This is a genomic window from Janthinobacterium kochi, from assembly GCF_051380715.1.
GTDB lineage: Bacteria > Pseudomonadota > Gammaproteobacteria > Burkholderiales > Burkholderiaceae_D > Janthinobacterium.
This window is the reverse complement of sequence record NZ_JBNYXO010000006.1, coordinates 174694-193295: the sequence shown is the minus strand read 5'-3', so window position 1 is coordinate 193295 and position 18602 is coordinate 174694. Positions and strand designations below refer to the sequence as shown.

General features: G+C 62.7%; 15 protein-coding genes and 1 pseudogene. 6 read left to right on the top strand and 10 right to left on the bottom strand.

The window, feature by feature from the left end; translation table 11 throughout:
* Positions 1-67 precede the first annotated feature (67 nt).
* The 3 genes from ACQ4WL_RS15605 to ACQ4WL_RS15595 all read left to right on the top strand — a co-directional run bounded on the left by ACQ4WL_RS15605 (position 68) and on the right by ACQ4WL_RS15595 (position 4761).
* Positions 68-1522: a S41 family peptidase gene (locus tag ACQ4WL_RS15605; RefSeq protein WP_436510559.1), complete on the top strand. Its 1455-nt coding sequence runs from the start codon at positions 68-70 to the stop codon at positions 1520-1522.
* 197 nt (positions 1523-1719) lie between these two features.
* Positions 1720-2841 carry a beta-ketoacyl-ACP synthase III gene (locus ACQ4WL_RS15600; RefSeq protein WP_436510558.1) on the top strand — a complete coding sequence of 374 codons (1122 nt, stop codon included), beginning with the start codon at positions 1720-1722 and terminating at the stop codon, positions 2839-2841.
* Between the two features lie 210 nt (positions 2842-3051).
* Positions 3052-4761, top strand: a complete 1710-nt coding sequence (locus tag ACQ4WL_RS15595) for a cation:proton antiporter domain-containing protein (RefSeq protein WP_436510557.1) — start codon at positions 3052-3054, stop codon at positions 4759-4761.
* Between the two features lie 107 nt (positions 4762-4868).
* Here ACQ4WL_RS15595 and ACQ4WL_RS15590 read toward each other — a convergent pair whose 3' ends face one another.
* Entirely contained in the window at positions 4869-6914 is a 2046-nt protein-coding gene (locus ACQ4WL_RS15590) for an oxidoreductase (protein ID WP_436510556.1), read from the bottom strand.
* A 159-nt stretch (positions 6915-7073) separates the two neighbouring features.
* Between ACQ4WL_RS15590 and ACQ4WL_RS15585 the strand changes: the two genes are divergently transcribed.
* A complete protein-coding gene (locus ACQ4WL_RS15585) occupies positions 7074-7667 on the top strand; it encodes an SRPBCC family protein (protein ID WP_436510555.1) in 594 nt (197 codons plus the stop codon).
* Between the two features lies 1 nt (position 7668).
* On the opposite strand, the gene ACQ4WL_RS15580 is transcribed toward ACQ4WL_RS15585, so the two are convergent.
* The 4 genes from ACQ4WL_RS15580 to ACQ4WL_RS15565 all read right to left on the bottom strand — a co-directional run bounded on the left by ACQ4WL_RS15580 (position 7669) and on the right by ACQ4WL_RS15565 (position 10239).
* Positions 7669-8124, bottom strand: a complete 456-nt coding sequence (locus tag ACQ4WL_RS15580) for a hypothetical protein (RefSeq protein WP_436510554.1) — start codon at positions 8122-8124, stop codon at positions 7669-7671.
* 45 nt (positions 8125-8169) lie between these two features.
* Positions 8170-8610: a DUF2721 domain-containing protein gene (locus ACQ4WL_RS15575; RefSeq protein ID WP_071079926.1), complete on the bottom strand. Its 441-nt coding sequence runs from the start codon at positions 8608-8610 to the stop codon at positions 8170-8172.
* A 112-nt stretch (positions 8611-8722) separates the two neighbouring features.
* Entirely contained in the window at positions 8723-9679 is a 957-nt protein-coding gene (gene pip / locus ACQ4WL_RS15570) for a prolyl aminopeptidase (RefSeq protein WP_436510553.1), read from the bottom strand.
* A 77-nt stretch (positions 9680-9756) separates the two neighbouring features.
* Positions 9757-10239 (bottom strand): Lrp/AsnC family transcriptional regulator, encoded by a 483-nt coding sequence (locus ACQ4WL_RS15565; RefSeq protein WP_010393611.1) that lies wholly within the window; start codon positions 10237-10239, stop codon positions 9757-9759.
* A gap of 165 nt (positions 10240-10404) precedes the next feature.
* On the opposite strand from ACQ4WL_RS15565, the gene ACQ4WL_RS15560 reads away from it, so the two are divergent.
* Entirely contained in the window at positions 10405-11025 is a 621-nt protein-coding gene (locus ACQ4WL_RS15560) for a LysE family translocator (RefSeq protein ID WP_436510552.1), read from the top strand.
* Here the strand turns inward: ACQ4WL_RS15560 and ACQ4WL_RS15555 are convergent.
* The 5 genes from ACQ4WL_RS15555 to ACQ4WL_RS15535 form a co-directional block, all read right to left on the bottom strand.
* On the bottom strand, positions 10962-12407 hold the full coding sequence (locus ACQ4WL_RS15555) for a tetratricopeptide repeat protein (protein ID WP_436510551.1): 1446 nt from the start codon (positions 12405-12407) through the stop codon (positions 10962-10964). The genes ACQ4WL_RS15560 and ACQ4WL_RS15555 overlap by 64 nt on opposite strands.
* Positions 12408-12523: 116 nt before the next feature.
* Positions 12524-13264, bottom strand: a complete 741-nt coding sequence (phbB, locus tag ACQ4WL_RS15550) for an acetoacetyl-CoA reductase (RefSeq protein ID WP_034752894.1) — start codon at positions 13262-13264, stop codon at positions 12524-12526.
* A 142-nt stretch (positions 13265-13406) separates the two neighbouring features.
* Positions 13407-14585 carry an acetyl-CoA C-acetyltransferase gene (locus ACQ4WL_RS15545; protein WP_426073533.1) on the bottom strand — a complete coding sequence of 393 codons (1179 nt, stop codon included), beginning with the start codon at positions 14583-14585 and terminating at the stop codon, positions 13407-13409.
* Positions 14586-14803: 218 nt separating this feature from the next.
* A complete protein-coding gene (locus ACQ4WL_RS15540; protein WP_436510550.1) occupies positions 14804-15289 on the bottom strand; it encodes a phasin family protein in 486 nt (161 codons plus the stop codon).
* 129 nt (positions 15290-15418) lie between these two features.
* Positions 15419-16327 (bottom strand): LysR family transcriptional regulator, encoded by a 909-nt coding sequence (locus tag ACQ4WL_RS15535; RefSeq protein ID WP_436510549.1) that lies wholly within the window; start codon positions 16325-16327, stop codon positions 15419-15421.
* A 118-nt stretch (positions 16328-16445) separates the two neighbouring features.
* On the opposite strand from ACQ4WL_RS15535, the pseudogene ACQ4WL_RS15530 reads away from it, so the two are divergent.
* Positions 16446-18430, top strand: a pseudogene (locus ACQ4WL_RS15530) (5-methyltetrahydropteroyltriglutamate--homocysteine S-methyltransferase).
* The last annotated feature ends 172 nt before the right edge of the window (positions 18431-18602 follow it).

Genomic DNA, 18602 nt, shown 5'->3' with positions numbered 1-18602 from the left:
ACTTTCAACAAAGCGCCGCTCCACGGGGACTGGCGCTTGTGCAAGACACGCTAGCTGCAAAGGTGCAATGATGGGCAAACTCAAAAATACCGGCTTGATCGGCCTGGGCGTGGTGGCCGGCGTCGCCGTGTCGCTGCAATTTTCGGCCATGGCGCAAAAAACCGTCGAGCCGCCCCTGCCGCTGGAAGAGTTGCGCCAGCTGGCCGATGTGTTTGGCCTGATCAAGTCCGATTACGTCGAGCCGGTGGAAGACAAGAAACTGCTGGAAGACGCCATTTCCGGCATGGTCGCCTCGCTCGACCCCCATTCCGCTTACCTGGACAAGAAAGCCTACGCCGAGCTGCGCGAAGGTTCCGAAGGCAAGTTTGTCGGCCTGGGCATTGAAATCGGCCTGAGCGAAGACGGCTACATCAAGATCGTCTCGCCCATCGAGGATTCACCTGCCTACCGCGCCGGCATCAAGGCCGGCGATTTGATCACCCGCCTCGATGGCCAGCCCGTGAAAGGCATCAGCCTGGACGACAACGTCAAGCGCATGCGCGGCGAACCGGGCACGAAGGTGTCGCTGACCATTGCCCGCAAGGATGAGCCGCAGCCGCTGGCCTTCACCATCACGCGCGAGGAAATCCATCAAAAAAGCGTGAAGGCGAAGATGGTCGAACCGGGCTACGCCTGGCTGCGCGTGTCGCAATTCCAGGAACCGACCGTCGACGACATGGCCGCACAGATCACGGCCCTGTACCAGCAAGACCCGAACCTCAAGGGCATGGTGCTCGACCTGCGCAACGATCCGGGCGGCGTGCTGCAGGGCGCCATCGGCGTCTCGGCCGCCTTCCTGCCGAAGGACGCGGCCATCGTCTCGACCAACGGCCAGTTGCCCGATTCAAAACAGGTGTTCTACGGCCGCGCCGAATACTATACCTTCCGCTCGGAAGGTGATGCCCTGGCAAAATTGCCGGCAGCTATCAAAAAAGTGCCGCTGGTAGTGCTGGTCAACACGGGCTCGGCCTCGGCCTCGGAAATCGTCGCCGGCGCCCTGCAAGATTACAAGCGCGCCACCATCATCGGCACGCAAACCTTCGGCAAGGGTTCCGTGCAAACCATCCGCCAGCTGACGGCCGACACGGCCGTCAAGCTGACGACGGCCCGCTACTACACGCCGAACGGTCGCTCGATCCAGGCCAAGGGCATCGTGCCCGACCTGCTGGTCGATGAAAATGCGGATGGCGATGGCTTGAACGGCTTGCGCATCCGCGAAGCGGACCTGACCAAGCACCTGAGCAACGACCGCGACCAAGGTAGCGCCAACAATGGCGCCAAGGCCACGCCCGTCAATGACGAGATGGAAGAGCAATTGCGCATCATCGCCCTGGAAAAAACCCGCAAGCCGCTGGAATTTGGCAGCAAGGACGATTTCCAGCTACACCAGGCGCTGAACCACCTGAAGGGTTTACCGGTGCAACTGGCCAAGGCCGAACCGGTGGTGGTGCAAGCCGACGTCAAGAAAGAACAGAAAAAGTAAGCAATTTGGGGTCAGACCCGCCGGGTCTGCCCCCATCACACGCAATACCCCCAGCCACCTTCCACGCGACAAAAATCAATCTTCCGCCACACTTCTTCCTCCCCCGCAACACGAAACTCTCTACGGTCGAGCCCGTTTGTGTAAAATTTGCTTCACTTATCGGCATCGCGCCGATTGCCAAATTTGAAAGTTTAACCATGAAACAAGTCGTCATCAGCGGTACCGGACTGTACACGCCGCCATTTTCGATCTCCAACGAAGAGCTGGTCATCTGCTTCAATGCTTACGCGGAAAAGTTCAATGCCGACAACGCCGACGCGATCACCGCAGGCACGGTGACGGCGCTGGAGCTGTCGAGCGTGGCCTTCATCGAAAAGGCGTCCGGCATCAAGTCGCGCTTCGTGATGGAAAAGGAAGGCATCCTCGATCCGGCGCGCATGGTCTCGCGCATTGCGGAACGGGGCGATGACGAACTGTCCTTGCAGGCGGAAATGGCGGTCGCCGCCGCGCGTGACGCTTTGGCGCGCGCCGGCCGCATGCCGGCCGACATCGACATGGTGCTGGTGGCGTGCAGCAATATGCAGCGCGCCTATCCCGCCATGGCCGTGGAAGTACAGGATGCGCTGGGCATCGATGGGTATGGTTTCGATATGAATGTGGCGTGTTCGTCCGCCACCTTCGGCATCCAGCAAGCCGTGGCTGCCGTGCAAAGCGGCCAGGCGCGCGCCGTGCTGGTCTTGAATCCCGAAATCACCAGCGGCCACCTGAACTGGCGCGACCGCGACAGCCATTTCATTTTCGGCGACGCCTGCACGGCCATCATCGTCGAAGCCAAGGACACGGCCGTCTCTACGCACCAGTTCGAGATCATCGGCACGGAACTGAAAACCCGCTTCTCGAACGCCATCCGCAACAATTTCGGCTTCCTCAACCGTTTTGACGAATCCGGCGTGGGCAAGGCCGACAAGCTGTTCCGCCAACAAGGCCGCAAAGTCTTCAAGGAAGTGTGCCCGATGGCGGCCGAGATGATCAAGGCGACCCTGGCCAAGGCCGGCGTGGAAGTGGCGCAAGTCTCCCGCTACTGGCTGCACCAGGCCAACCTGAACATGAACTTGCTGATCGCGCGCCTGATCCTGGGCCGCGACGCCGAGGCCAACGAAGCGCCCGTGATCCTCGACACCTACGCCAACACTTCGTCGGCCGGTTCCATCATCGCCTTCCATAAATATCAGGATGATATGGCGGCGGGCGCCATGGGCGTCATCTGCTCGTTCGGCGCCGGCTATTCCATCGGCTGCGTGGTCGTGCGCAAGGTGTAAGGGTTTGGGGCGGGATGCGCCTGATTGCCTCAATTAGGCGCAGATGCGGGTGGATGACATGCGTTCGTAGCTAGCTGGACGAAGATATAGCGCAAATTTTTTGTAAAAAAAGCGGCAGGAACATTCCAGCCGCAGCTTTGTTGCGTTTATACTCGATCGCTGAACAGCCTCTTTTTCCATCCGCACGTCCCCATAAGGAACCCACCACGCATGCCCCATGACATCAGTCTGATCACCACCATCGCCGCCGCCCTCGGGTTCGGCCTCATCTTCGGCTTCATCGCCGCGCGCCTGAAACTGCCGGCATTAGTCGGCTATCTGGCCGCCGGTATCATCATCGGACCGGCCACACCCGGTTTTGTGGCGGATGCGGAAATAGCTGGGCAATTGGCGGAAATCGGAGTGATGCTGATGATGTTCGGTGTCGGCCTGCACTTTTCCATCGAAGATTTGTGGGACGTGCGCAAGATCGCGCTACCCGGCGCCATCTTGCAGATCGGTGTCGCCACGGCGATGGGCATGGGCCTGGCCCACTGGTGGGGCTGGACCCTCGGTGGCGGGCTGATCTTTGGCCTGGCCCTGTCCGTGGCCAGTACCGTGGTGCTGCTGCGTGCGCTGGAAGAACGGGGCATCCTCGACTCGCTCAACGGGCGCATCGCCGTCGGTTGGCTGGTGGTGGAAGACCTGGTCACCGTGCTGGTCCTCGTGCTGCTGCCGGCGTTTGCCGGTGTGCTGGGTGGCAAAGTTGCGCCGGATGCCGAGGCCGTCAGCCTGTGGCAAACCCTGGCCGTGACCCTGGGGCAAGTGGCCGGCTTCATCGTCTTCATGCTGGTCGTCGGCCGCAAGCTGTTCCCGTGGATACTGTGGCAAGTGGCGCGCACCGGTTCGCGCGAACTGTTTACCCTGTGCGTGATCGCCGCCGCCGTCGGCATCGCCTACGCTTCGACCCAGCTGTTCGGCGTGTCGTTCGCACTTGGCGCCTTCTTCGCCGGCATGGTACTGCGCGAGTCCGAACTCAGTCACCGCGCCGCGGAAGAATCCTTGCCCCTGCGCGACGCCTTCGCCGTACTGTTCTTCGTTTCCGTCGGCATGCTGTTCGAGCCGAACATCCTCATCGACAAGCCGCTGCAAGTGCTGGCCGTGTGCGCCATCATTATCTTCGGCAAGTCGATCGCCGCCTTCTTGCTGGTGATGGCCCTGCGCTATCCGCCGAAAACGGCCATCATCGTCTCGGCCAGCCTGGCGCAGATCGGTGAATTCTCGTTCATCCTGGCCGCCCTGGGCCTCTCCTTGGGCCTGATGCCGCAGGAAGGACAAAGCCTGATCCTGGCCGGCGCCATCCTGTCCATCGCCCTCAACCCGCTGGTGTTCAGCCTGGCCAAGCCGTTGCTGCGCGTGATCGGCAACAGTGATTTTGCGCGCAAGTTCGAACGCACCACGGACCCGCTGGCCGAGCTGCCGATGACGGTGCCGCAGGAAAAGCTGTCGGGCCAAATCGTACTGGTGGGTTATGGCCGCGTGGGCCGGCGCATCGCCGCCGCCCTGATGGAACGGGGCATTCATTTTGTCGTGGCCGAGGAAAACCGCGAAATTGTCGATCAGCTGCGCAGGCAGGGCATCCCGGCCGTGGCCGGCAATGCGGGCGAACCAGCCGTGCTGATCCAGGCCCACATCACGCATGCCACCATGCTCGTCATCGCCACGCCGGACACCTTCCACGTGCGCGCCATGATAGCGACGGCGCGCGCGCTGAACCCCGCCATCCTGACGGTGGTGCGCACGCACAGCGAGGAAGAGGCGGAATTGCTGCGCGCGGAAAACGCGGGCAAAGTCTTCGTTGGCGAGCACGAACTGGCCAATGGCATGGCCGAGCACGTGCTGCAGAATTTTGAGGCGGTGAAAAAGGGGCATGGCCATTAAGGTTCTTTGATGCCGAACCTCTTGCCGGGGTCGGTCCCTGCGGGATCGGGATGTGCCCCACTGGGGCGCATCCCCCCCGTCGGGTCCGACCCCGGTTTTTTTCAGGGTTACAAACTCGCGGCCAGCTCCGCACCTTCCCGTATAGCCCGCTTGGCATCGAGTTCCGCCGCCAGCGCAGCGCCGCCGATTTTATGGAAACGCGGGCCGCCCGCCTGTAAGGGCTTGCCATCCTTGTCCACTGGCGGCATGAGTTCCGTCAAACTGTCCTGGCCCGCGCAGATGACCACGTTGTCCACCGCCAGCAAGCGCTGCTCACCGCCCACGGTGATGTGCAAGCCTTGCTCGTCGATCTTGTCGTAGGTCACGCCGGCCAGCATGGCCACGCCATTGCGCGCCAGCGCCGCCCGATGCACCCAGCCCGAGGTCTTGCCCAGGCCCGCGCCCACTTTCGACGTCTTGCGCTGCAACAGGAAGATTTGCCGCACGGGATGGGGCGCCACGGGTGGCATCAGGCCACCGCCGGTGGCCGCGTTCAAGTCCACGCCCCATTCGCCCGCCCAGGTCGCCACGGGTTGTGGCAGCGGATGCGCCGGGTCGTGCAGCAGGTATTCGCCCACATCGAAACCGATGCCGCCCGCGCCGATGATGGCCACGCGCGCGCCCACGGGTTTCTTGGCTTGCAGCACGTCCAGATACGACAGCACTTGCGGATGCTCGATGCCGGGAATAGCCGGCAGGCGCACCTTGATGCCCGTAGCGACGATAACATCATCATAGCCGCCGGCCAGCAATTGCTCGCGCGTGACGCGCTGGCCCAGGCGCACATCGACATTCAGCAGCGCCAGCCGGCGCGCAAAGTAACGGATGGTTTCCGTAAATTCTTCCTTGCCGGGAATTTGCATGGCCACCTTGAACTGGCCGCCGACGCTGTCGCTGCTGTCGAACAGGGTCACCTCGTGCCCGCATTCGGCGGCCACGCAGGCGGCCGACAGGCCGGCAGGCCCGGCGCCGACAACGGCCACCTTGCGCGCTACGGCCTTTTTCGCGTACACCAGTTCCGTTTCATGGCAGGCGCGCGGGTTGACCAGGCAGCTGGCGCGCTTGTTGGCAAAGGTGTGGTCCAGGCACGCCTGGTTGCAGCCGATGCAGGTGTTGATCTCGTCGGCGCGGCCCGATGCGGCCTTGGCGACAAAGTCGGGGTCGGCCAGGAAGGGGCGCGCCATCGACACCAGGTCGCAGTCGCCCCGCTCCAGGATGGCGTTCGCTTCATGCGGCATGTTGATGCGGTTTGAGGCGACCACGGGAATGGTGACTTCGCGGCGCAGCCGGCCCGCCACGGAAGCGAAGGCGGCGCGCGGCACGGACGTGACGATGGTGGGCACCCTCGCCTCGTGCCAACCGAAGCCGGTATTCAAAATCGTCACGCCCGCCTGCTCCAGCGCCTTGGCCACCGTCACCACGTCGTCCCAGGTATTGCCGCCCTCGACCAAGTCGAGCAGCGAGTGGCGGTACATGATGATGAAGTTGGGACCGACGGCGGCACGGATGCGGCGCACGATGTCCACGGGCAGGCGCATGCGGTTCTCGATTGTCCCGCCCCAGCGGTCCTGGCGCAGGTTGGTGCACGCACACAGGAACTGGTTCAGCAAGTACCCTTCGCTGCCCATTACCTCGATGCCGTCGTAGCCGGCCTTTTGCGCCAGGCGCGCGCAGCGCACGTAGTCACAGATGGTGCGGGCTATGCCCCGTTCGCTCAAGGGACGGGGGCGGAAGGGCGAAATCGGCGATTTCTTGGCCGACGCCGAGACGACGAACGGCTGATACCCATAGCGGCCCGCATGCAGGATCTGCATGACGATCTTGCCGCCCTCCTCGTGCACGGCGCGCGTCACCTTGCGGTGGTTCGGCACATCGCCGAGGAAATTCAAGGTACCGCCGAACGGCAGCAGCCAGCCCTGGCGGTTCGGCGAGATGCCGCCCGTGACGATCAGCCCCACGCCACCGCGTGCCCGCTCGCGGTAAAACGCGGCCAGCTTGCCATAATGATAAAACCGGTCTTCCAGGCCCGTGTGCATGGACCCCATGATGACGCGGTTGCGCAAGGTGGTGAAGCCCAGGTCGAGCGGGGCCAGCAAATGGGGATAGGCAGTCATGGTCGGTCCGATAGAAGATGGTATGCAGGCCGTACGGTAACAAGCATTGCTGGCCGCCGCAGCGTATTTCTCTAGACCGGGAGTTCTAAATCGCCCGGCGCGCCCACCGGCGATGGGTACAGCTTGTGCAGGGCGCAAGTTTCCCGTAGGCTAGGTAGCATGACGCGACTCTTCCTCTGCCTGCTGATGCTGTGCACCGTTGCCGCCCCGGCGGCAGCACAAGCGCAGATGCAGGCGCCACGTCTGGACAGGCTGAAGGTCGACGTCAAGCGCATCGAGGTCGACGGGCAGCGCATGTATGAAGTCGATGCCAGCGGCAGCGTGCAGGCGCCGCTGGCGTCCGTCTGGAAGACCCTGACCACCTACGAACGCATGCATGAATTCGTGCCCGACCTCAGCTCTTGCCGCGTGCTGTCGCGCAATGGCAATGAAGTCATCATCGAGCAGCAGGGCATGGCGCGCTTCCTGTTCATGAACCACCCCATCCACCTGGTGGTGCGGGCCACGGAAACGCCGTTCACGGCGATCGACATCGCCCTCATTTCGGGCGACATGCGGCATTACGAATCACGCTGGAACTTGTACCCCATTCCCGAGACAGGCGGCACGCGCATCGTCTTTTCCAGCCGGCTGATGCCGGGCTTCTATGTGCCCGGCATGCTGGGCACGACCATGATACGCGGCGATATCGAGCGCATGATGGCGGCCGTGCTGGCCCGCATCGACAGCCAGTACGCCGATAAATCGGGCTGAATTACGCCAAGTACGTATCGCGGTCGCGGATTTCCGCGAAGTTTTCCAGGCTGCCCAGTTTGACCGTGACGGGGTTCAGGCTCGCTTGCGGCTGCATCGAGCGCCAGGCGAACAGCCATTCCTGCTCGGCCGCTTCGGCGCGCGTCTTGGTGAAGGTAGCGCCCAGGGCCGCGCGCTGGCCGTATTCGACGACGCCATCGATGCCTGCCCAGCTGGGCAGGGTGCGCTGCACGGCGCGGTGCAGGCGTTCGCCGAATTCTTCCGTGTTATGGATGATCAGGCAGCTGTCAGCCGGGGCGAACAGGTCGAACAGTTGCTTGTCCCACACTTGCGAAAAACTGAGGGTCAGGCAATTGCCCGCCGGCGTCAGGCGGAACTGGCCCAGGCTCAAGGCCAATTCGAGCTCGCTGCGCTGGCCGTAGCGGTGCAGGGTGGGGGGGCGTTTGTAATCGTGCATGCTTGACTCGTTCTTAATATGGAAGGTAAAACCGGCGCGGCCCGCCTAGCGGGGCGGGCGGATATGGCGCCGGATGCGCTGGGCGGTGGCGGCCAGGTAAATCTCGCGCAGCAGATAGGTGAAGCAACCGATCAGGCAGATCACGGCCAGCACGAAGAACACGGCGATGTATTTATCCAGCGTCAGGTTCATGATATCGCCCAGAAACAGCATGGCGATGATGATGCAGACGAAGAAACCGCAGGCCGTGCTCAGGGAGATCGAATAATTGATCAGATGGGTACGCGTATAGAGCGTATCTAACTCATCCATGTAGAAATCGTTGTAGCCGATGTCGAGCCGGTCTTCCAGCACGCGCGTGCGGTCAATGATGCGGCCCAGGCGGTTGGTCAGCACGACCAGCATGGTGCCAATACCGGTCAACAGGAAAACCGGCGCAATCGCCAGCTGTATGATATGGCCGATGTCGCCGATCTGTATGTTCATGGGTAAAAAATGGTAAGGTCGCATTGCCGCCCGCAGAAGGCGGCGGCACAGGCGCTAGTGTAGCAGGTGGCGCGCGCCGGCAGGCCGCTTTGCCAAGCGGCATGTTTTAACGTCATGCGAAGCCGCGCCCCGGGACGAAGCGTTCGGTGGCGCGCACCAGCGCCGAAGCGATGCCCTGCTCGAGCGCGCCATGGCCCGCGTCCGGGATCATGTCGAGCTGCGCGCCGGGCCAGGCTTGCTGCAAACGATACGCCGACAGAGGCGGGCAGATGGCGTCGTAGCGTCCCTGCACGATGACGGCCGGCAAATGCGCGATGCGCCCCATGTTGCGGATCAGCTGGTCTTCCTCGAAGAAACCGAGATTGGCCATATAATGCGATTCAAGCCGGCCCACGCCCAGGTCGAGCGCATCATTGGGCGCATCTTCCGGCTGCGGCATCAGGTACACGCGGCGGCCCTCGAAGCGGCTCCAGGCGCGCGCGGCGGGCCAGTACACGGCAGGGTCGCTGCTGAGGATGCGTTTCACGTAGGCGGCCAGCAAGTCGCCCCGTTCCTCTGGCGGAATGGGCGCGGCAAATTCCGCGTACAGTTCCGGATAAAACCAGCGCACGCCGTCGATGAACCAGTCGATCTCCGCCTGCGTGCACAGAAAAATGCCACGCAGCACGAAACCGAGGCAAGCTTCCGGATGTGCCTGGCCATACGCCAGCGCCAGGGTCGAGCCCCAGGAACCGCCAAACACCAGCCATTGGGCGATGCCGAACTGGGCGCGCAGCACTTCGATATCGTTGATCAGCAACTGCGTCGTGTTGTTGCGCCATTCGCCCAGCGGCGTGGACTTGCCCGCGCCGCGCTGGTCGAACAGGATCACGCGGTAGCGCTGCGGATCGAAGAAGCGGCGGTGCTGCGGCGACAGGCCCGCGCCGGGGCCGCCATGCAGGAACAACACGGGAATGCCATCGGGATTGCCGCACTCTTCCCAATAAATGGTGTGGATATCATCGACCGCCAGCATGCCGTGCCGGTTCGGCGTCAGGGCGGGAAACAGGGGCGACAGGGAGTCTGGCATGGCGGTCCTTAGAATGGCAGTCAGGGGCCAGGCACGATTCCTGGCAACTTTTCCAATTATAGTGTGCCCCCGGCGCCTCAGGCCAGCGGCAAGGGCAGGCGGTTCGACGACTTGATTTCGCGCATTGACAGGCTGGATTGGATTTCCGCCACGCCGGGCAGGCGGCGCAGCACGGTCGAAACGAATTCGCCATACGCTTCCAGGTCGCGCGCCACCACTTGCAGGAAATAATCGGCTTCGCCCGCCACATTGTGGCATGACAATATCTCGGGAATCGTCGCGATGGCTTGCTCGAACTGCGACGGCTGCTCGCCGCCATGGTTGGCAAACACGACCCGTACAAATGCCACCAAGCCGATGCCCAGCTTCTTGCGGTTGAGCAAAGCCTGGTAGCCGGTAATGAAACCTTCTTCTTCCAGGCGGCGCAGGCGGCGCCAGACGGGTGTTTCGCTGAGCTTCAAGCGCTCGGCCAGGCGCGCGTTGGACAGCCGTCCTTCGTCCTGCAACAGCCTGAGTATCTGCAAATCGGTGGCATCGAGGCTAACTTCTGAAATTTTCATCTATTTTTTGTTTTTATAGGAGTGGAATCTACCCGAATACTAGGGCATGCAGGGCAGGAAAAGCAAGCACATTTCATCACGACAAGAACATAATGGGACCCGGCGAGCATGCGGCAAGCTGCCGTTGCTCCCGCCCTTACTTTTTTCCTGTGACCGAGCTGCGCCATGTCCGATTCTACCTTCCTGATGTACCTGCTGGCACTGGCCGGCGCCTTTTTATTACCGGGCCCCGACATGGCGCTGGTGCTGGCGACGGGTGCGGCGCGCGGCGTGGCCACGGCGCTGGTGACGGCCCTGGGCATCGCCGGTGCGCGCGCGGTACACGTGGCGCTGTCGGGCGCGGGCTTGGCGGCGCTGATGGTCACGCATCCGCAAGCCCTGCAGTGGGTCAAATGGGCGGGTGCCGCGTATCTGTTGTACCTGGCGCTGCGCTTGCTGCAGTCGGCCCTGTCGACCCAAACGGCACAGGAAGAAGCCGCCCCCGCCACGGCGCACGGCGCCCGTGCCAGCCTGGTGCGCGGCTTCCTGACGAATCTGCTCAATCCGAAGGCACTGCTGTTTTGCAGCATGTTCCTGCCGCAATTCGTCGTCGGCAGCGAGCATGTCGGTATGCAATACCTGCGCCTGGGCGCCGTCCTGGTACTGGTGGGCTTGCTGTTCGACGCCGTGTACGCCGTGCTGGCCGCGCGCCTGGCGCGCCGCCTGCGCGGCAAGCCTTCGCCTTACGGCAAGTTCGTGCTGCCTACCGTGTTCGTCTTGCTGGCCGGGCGGCTGGTGCTGGGCTGAACTTTCGGCTGAGCCGGCGCCCCATCGGCAAAGAAGGCGGGGTAGTCACTCAGCAAGTCGCGCTCAAGATTGTTGACCTTGCGAAATTGCCGTAGCGACGGTGCCATGGCCCGGCCCGCATCCCAGCTGCGCCATGCGTTTGGCGCATCGAATTGCGCGTATAGCGCGTCGCCCAGGTCCTGGTACGCGGCCGCCATGTGCGGCTTCGCCTGCAGCACTTGCAGATACAGCACGGTCGCTGCCGGCCATTGCCCCAGCTTGGCGCGCAAATTCCCCTCGAACAAGGCCAGTACGGGCTGCTCCATCCCCGTTTGCTTCCTTAACTCCTGCACGGTGGCCAGCGCGGCCGCGATGCCTGCCTGGTCCTTGGCCAGCAACCCCCGCGTCAAGTCGTGGATGGGCTCGCATTCCTGCATGGCCAGTATCTGCTGGGGCGACAGCTTGTCGACCAGTTCGCCTGTGGAAAAATGGTCTTCCAGCATGCTCAAAAATGCCTCGAAGGGTTTTTCTGCGGCAAACAGTTTTTCCGCTTCGGCGCGCAGCGCCAGATGTGCCTGGGGCGCCTGGGATCCCGGCGGCGGCAGCCGCGCCGCCTGCGCCAGCACGCGCTCGAGCGCCGGCGCATCGGCCGCCAGCGGGCGCGGCCGGTAGGCGGCCAGGGAATATGTGGCTGGCGCATCCATGACAAGCTGGCTGACGCGGAAATGGCGCGTGACCTTGCCGCCCACTTCCTGGTAGTGCAAGGTGAAGTCGGCGGGAATGCGCTTGCCATCGGTCAGCATCTTCAGCACCAGCGGGTGGCCGCCCCAGGTGTAGCGCAGGTACTGGGCAAACGCCGTGGCAGCGTCGCCGCTGACGGGATTGCCGGCTATCCCCAGACGCAGCAGCGGCTGTTCGTCGAGCGACCACAGCACGGCACCGTCGAGCACCTGCGGCACCAGCGCACCGCGCCGCCTTGCCGCCGGCACGGACAGCGATTGCTCCTCATACACGAGCGGCGTGACGTGGGCCTGCAGGCCGCCAGCCTGGAGCGCGCCAGCCATGCCCTTGCGGTGCCCGATCTCGATACGCCGAAAGCCCGCCACGTCGAACAGCGAATAGGTGTCGTAGGTGGAAGCCGCCATATCGATGACGTGGCGGCGACGCGTGGCAAAGTCAAACACGGACAGGCTCTTGCCATCACGCACGCTCAGGTAATGGGGGCCCAGCACGACATCGCTGTCCTGCGTAGCACGCGCGGGCAGGCTGGTTTTCACGCCGGGCTCGTTGACGCGCTCGGTAGTCACCGTGACGTGGAATGCGACGCTGGCCTGGGCCGCGCTGGCGCCCAGGAAAAGGATGGCGGCCACGCTGGCGCGGCGCAAAACAGGGAAGAGGGGCATGGAGATGATGCAGTGGAGAAATGCTGATTCTAAGGCAAAGTACGCCCCCCGCCTGTTTTGCTTGCACCATAAAAAAAGACAGCCGCAGCTGTCTTTCTGTTGTACCTCAATACCAATTACGACATGTGCTGGCCGCCGTTAATCGAAATGTTGGCGCCCGTGACGAACGCTGCCTCATCGGAGGCCAGGTAGGCCACCAGGCCGGCCACTTCTTCCGGCTTGCCCAGGCGCGCCATCGGAATTTGCGGGATGATTTTGCTGTCGAGCACTTCCTGCGGAATCGCCATGACCATCTTGGTGCCGATGTAGCCTGGCGAAATGGTGTTGACGGTGACGTTCTTGCGCGCCACTTCCAGCGCCAGCGACTTGGTGAAACCGTGCATACCTGCTTTCGCGGCCGAATAGTTGGTCTGGCCGAAAGCGCCCTTCTGACCATTCACGGACGAGATATTGATGATGCGGCCCCAGCCGCGTTCCACCATGCCGTCGCAGACGGGCTTGGTCATGTTGAAGACGGAGTCCAGGTTGGTGCTCATCACGGCATCCCAGTTCGGCTTGTCCATCTTCTTGAACGTCATGTCGCGCGTAATGCCGGCGTTATTCACCAGCACGTCGACAGGACCGATTTCCGCTTCCACGGCAGCCACACAGGCAGCCGCCGAATCGTAGTCGGCCACGTCGCACGGATACGCCTTGAAATCATAGCCCATGTCCTTGGTCGTCGCCAGCCATTCCGCCACCTTCGGATTGCCTGGAGAATAGGTCGTGACCACGCGATAGCCGAGCGCCGCCAGCTTGAAACAGACTGCTTCGCCCAGACCACCCATGCCACCAGTTACCAATGCAACTCTTGCCATTTTCATCCCCTCAGTGTCGTTCTATTGCTAAAAAGTTAATTATTTACTTAAAGCTATCCGCATCCGCCGAGTGACGGCGGCGTACCGCAGCAAACCCCGCCGTCACGCACTGCGCGCGACGGCCCGGGCTCGGCGCTAGCGATCAGTCCCGCTCGATCGCCAGGGCGACGCCCATGCCGCCGCCGATGCACAGCGCGGCCAAGCCTTTCTTGGCGTCGCGGCGGATCATTTCGTGGATCAAGGTGACCAGGATACGCGCGCCGGAGGCGCCGATCGGGTGGCCGATGGCAATCGCGCCACCGTTCACGTTGATCTTGCTGGTATCCCAGCCCATTTCCTTGTTGACGGCAATCGCTTGCGCGGCAAACGCTTCGTTGATTTCCATCAAGTCCAGCTCTTCATGCGTCCAGCCGGCTTTTTTCAGGCACAAACGCGAGGCGGAGACAGGGCCCATGCCCATGACGGCCGGGTCCAGACCCGACGAGGCGTAAGCCTTGATGCGCGCCAGCGGCTTCAAGCCCAGTTCCTTCGCTTGCGAAGCAGACATCATGATGACGGCGGCGGCGCCATCGTTCAGGCCAGAGGCGTTGCCGGCGGTGACGGTACCATCCTTGGCGAACGCGGGGCGCAGGCCGGTCAGCGATTCCAGGGTCGAACCGGGCTTGATGTATTCGTCGCTGTCGAAGACCACGGTGCCTTTTTTGTTGGCGATTTCCAGCGGCAGGATTTCATCCTTGAATTTGCCCGCTTTTTGCGCCGCTTCCGCCTTCAATTGCGACTGCAGCGCGAATTCATCCTGCTCGGCGCGCGTCACTTCGTATTTCTTGGCGACGTTTTCCGCCGTGATGCCCATGTGGTACTGGTTGTACACGTCCCACAGGCCGTCGACGATCATGGTGTCGATCATCTTGAAGTCGCCCATGCGGAAACCGTCGCGCGAGCCGTTCATGGCGTGCGGCGATGCGCTCATGTTTTCCTGGCCGCCGGCGATGATGATATTGGCGTCGCCGCACTTGATCGCTTGCGCCGCCAGGTGCGTGGCCTTCAGGCCGCTGCCGCATACCTTGTTGATGGTGAATGCCGGGATGGAGCTTGGCAGGCCAGCCTTGATGACGGCCTGGCGCGCGGCGTTCTGGCCGACGGCAGCCGTCAGCACCTGGCCCAGGATCGCTTCGCCGATCAGGTTGGGGTCGATGCCGGTTTGTGCCAGCAAGCCCTTGATTACATGCGCGCCCAGTTCGGACGCAGGAATCTTGGCCAGACTGCCACCGAATTTGCCGACTGCGGTACGGCCGGCGGCCACGATTACGACATCATCCATTTATTTCTCCGATATGCAGGCCACGAAGGCCAAGGTCAAGGTGTTAATAGAATCCAATGAATCCGAATTCAGGAAGACACAACAAGCTGTGTTTCATTCTAGCGTGGCATGCGCCACAGTTCCAGCACCGCACGGCAGGCGGCGGCGATGGCAGTCTGCCGTGCGGTGGCGGCGGGCGGCCTGACGCGGCGGATAGCCGCTGCCGGGCCGCAACGCGCCTACATTTGACGAGCGGGACGCGTGTTTTTATTTTTATCATACCCTTCATCGGCGCCGCCGAAAGTGGTTTTTAGAAAATTATTGAAGGGAATAATCAGGGGTACAGGCGTTTGCTTTACCAGCTGCAACAGCTCGCCAAATTTTTGACGCGATGCAGCAAACTCACCCTTTGTCACAGTGTCGAATTTCTCCTGGGTTTCTTGAGCAACATCCTTTGCCTGGCGGCCATATGCACCGATGCGTTCGATGGCCAGTTGCGACTGCGTGCGCGACAGTTGCAGCAGCGCTTGCGTATCCTTCACGGACAGCAGCTGATTGCCTGCCACCGTAGCGGCGGCCAGCGCCGCGCGGCCCGCATCGATCTGCCAATCGAGCACGCTGGCACCGCTGTCGACCGCAGCCTGGAGATACGCTTGCGCACTGCTCAACTGTGCTTCCACCACGGCCTTGCCCGCGAGTGCCCATTGTTCGGAAAATGAAAACATGTCGTTCCTCCCCAAAGAGTAGGCGGCGCCATGTTGCGCCGCACAGTGCTCAACTGTAAGCGGCGGTTCCTTGCTAAACCTTGATATTTATCAAGCTTTCCTGTTGGTTTGTTGCCAACTCAACGTTGATCAGGACAACAACTTGATACCATCGAGCGAAGCCGCGCACTGCTCGCGTATCACGCTGACGAAATCGCGCACATACGCCTTGTCCTGCAACTGCTCCGGCACGGAGACATACAGGTCGCTCCACAAGCCGTGCTCACCCACCGGGCGCGCCACCACATAATCGTAGTCGACGTAGTTCTTGATGGCCCAGTTCGGCAAGGCAGCGATGCCGCGCCGGCTCGCTACCAGCTGCAGCACGGCCACGGTCAGCTCGGCCGTGCGGCGTTCAAACTGGATACCGGCCGGCCGCAGCACTTCGCGGATCAGATCGATGCGCTCTTCCGGCACGGGATAGGTGATCAGGGTCTCGCCCGTAAAGTCGGCCGCGACCAGCCGGCGCTGCGCCTGCAGCCGGTGCTTCTGCGCCATCACGACCAGCATTTCAAAGCGGAACAGGGGAAACACGGTGAAATCGGGGCCATACGGCGAGCCGATCACCAGATCCGCCTCGCCCGAGCGCAGCAGCTCCGCCGGTTCGCTGTGAAAGCCCGACACCAGGTCGATTTCCACCTCAGGCCAGCGCTGGCGGAACGCATCCATCACCGGCATCAGCCAGTCGAAGCAGGTATGGCATTCGAGCGCCACGCGCAGCTGCCCCTTGTCGCCCTGCGACAGGCGCGCCACGTCGCGCTCGGCCAGCTCGATCTCGGGCAGCAGCTTGTCGGCCAGGGCCAAGAGCCGGCTGCCCGTGGCCGTAAAGGCGATCGGCATCGACTTGCGCTCGAACAAGGGCGCCTTGTAGCGCTCTTCCAGCAAGCGGATCTGGTGCGACAGCGCCGACTGCGTCAAATTGAGCAGCTGCGCGGCGCGCACCAGGCTGCCGGAGGAACGCAGGGCACTCAGGGTGCGCAGGTGACGGATTTCTAGCATCGGGGAAATGGATTCTTTACGTGAATTATTTTCATGTTATTCGTCAAAAGGTTTCGTTTTGATTATAGACCAAGTTGCCGCACACTCTAGCGCATTCACATTAAATCTCGATGACATCATGACCATTCGTACCCACATCCTTGGCTTTCCCCGTATCGGCGTCGCGCGTGAACTGAAACTGGCGCTGGAAAGCCACTGGCGTGGCGAGGTGTCCGAGGCCGCCCTGGAAGCGACGGGCCAGCAATTGCGGGCACGCCACTGGGCGCTGCAGCGCGACGCCGGACTCGCCTACGTCACCGTGGGCGACTTCGCCTTCTACGATCAGGTGGCCAACCATATCCAGCTGCTGGGCTGCGAACCGGCCCGCTTCAAGTTTGCGCCCGAGCAGTCGCCGCTGTCGCGCTATTTCACGATGGCGCGCGGTGAAGAGTCCCATGCGGAGCACGCGGGCTGCTGCCACGGCCACCAAGAACACGAGGCCAGTCATCCCGCGCTGGAAATGACCAAGTGGTTTGACACCAACTACCATTACCTGGTGCCCGAATTGTCCCCGCAAACCCGGTTTTCGCTGGCCTGCGAGCGCCTGCTGGCGGAAGTGGCCGAGGCACAGGCGCTCGGCCACCAGGTCAAGGCGGCCCTGATCGGCCCCCTCACATTCCTCTGGCTGGGCAAGGAAAAGACGCCCGGCGAGTCTGGCTTCCATCGTCTGGCCCTGCTGGAACAATTGCTGCCCGTCTACGGCGCCCTGCTCGACCGCCTCAAGCAGCAAGGTGTGACATGGGTGCAGCTCGATGAACCGATCCTGGGCCTGGACTTGCCCAACGCATGGCGCAGCGCCTTCGAGAGCGCCTACTGGCAGCTGAACCAGGTGGGCGTGAATATCCTACTGGCCACGTATTTCTCGCCGCTGGAAGAAAACCTCAGCCTGACCTGTCGCCTGCCCGTGGCCGGCCTGCACGTGGATGGCATCCGCGCGCCGCATGAGCTGATCAGCGTGACGGACTGGCTGCCAGCGCATAAAGTCTTGTCCATCGGCATCGTCGACGGGCGCAATATCTGGCGCACCGACCTCGACGCGGCCCTCGCCGTGCTGCAACCGCTGGCGGCCAAACGCAACGGTCACCTGTGGCTGGCGCCCTCATGCTCGCTGCTGCACGTGCCGTTCAGCCTGGAAGCCGAGACGGACCTCGATGGCGAAATCACGACCTGGCTGGCGTTCGCCACGGAGAAATTGACGGAACTGTCGCTGCTGAAGGACGCGCTGGCGGGCCATCCCGATGACGCCGCGCTAGCCGCGCTGGCAATGTCTCGCCTGGCCATCGCAGGGCGGCGCGCCAGCCATCAACGGGGCGAACTGGCGGGCGCCGAGTATGAACAGCAGGTGCGCGCAGAAATCGCCCACGCCGTCAGCCGCCGGGAAACGCGGGGACTGGACGTGCTGGTGCATGGCGAAGCGGAACGCAGCGACATGGTCGACTACTTCGGTGAGCAGCTGGACGGTTTTATTTTCACGCGCCACGGCTGGGTGCAATCGTACGGCTCGCGCTGTGTGAAACCGCCCGTCATCTACGGCGACGTGCGGCGCCCGGCCGCCATGACCGTCGACTGGACGGTGCACGCGCAAAGCCTGACGCATAAACCGGTAAAGGGCAGGCTGACGGGGCCGGTGACGATCTTGCAATGGTCGTTCGTGCGCGACGACCAGCCGCGCGCCGCCACGGCGCTGCAGCTGGCCCTGGCCATCCGCGACGAGGTGCCAGACCTGGAAACGGCCGGCATCGGCAGCATCCAGAGCGACGAACCGGCCATGCGCGAAGGCTTGCCACTGCGCCGCGGCCAGTGGGATGCCTATCTGGACTGGGCCACGCGCGCCTTCCGCATCGCCGCGTCCGTCGTCAGCGACACGACGCAGATCGCCGCCATGGACGCCGACGTCATCACGATCGAGACGAGCCGCTCGGACATGGAACTGCTGACGGGCTTTGGCCAGCCAATTTACGGGTGAACCCGGACTGCGGCTTGAAGACGCGGGGCTGGGCGGAAACGGAGGCGGCTTTGAAAAATAGGGGCGCGGCGGCACAGCAGATGCGCGCGACTGCATGACATAAGCCTATCCAGGCCGCATGCAGGGCTGCTTTCAGGGCGGCGCACCGGTTTTCCGGGGCGCCGCCCGTTTTTTTTGACATGAAGTAGGTGTTGCCCTGCGGAATAGCACGCGCCAGGCCCCTGACGGTGATTTTTTTGCAGTAGAATGCAAGAAATTTACTGCTCCCCA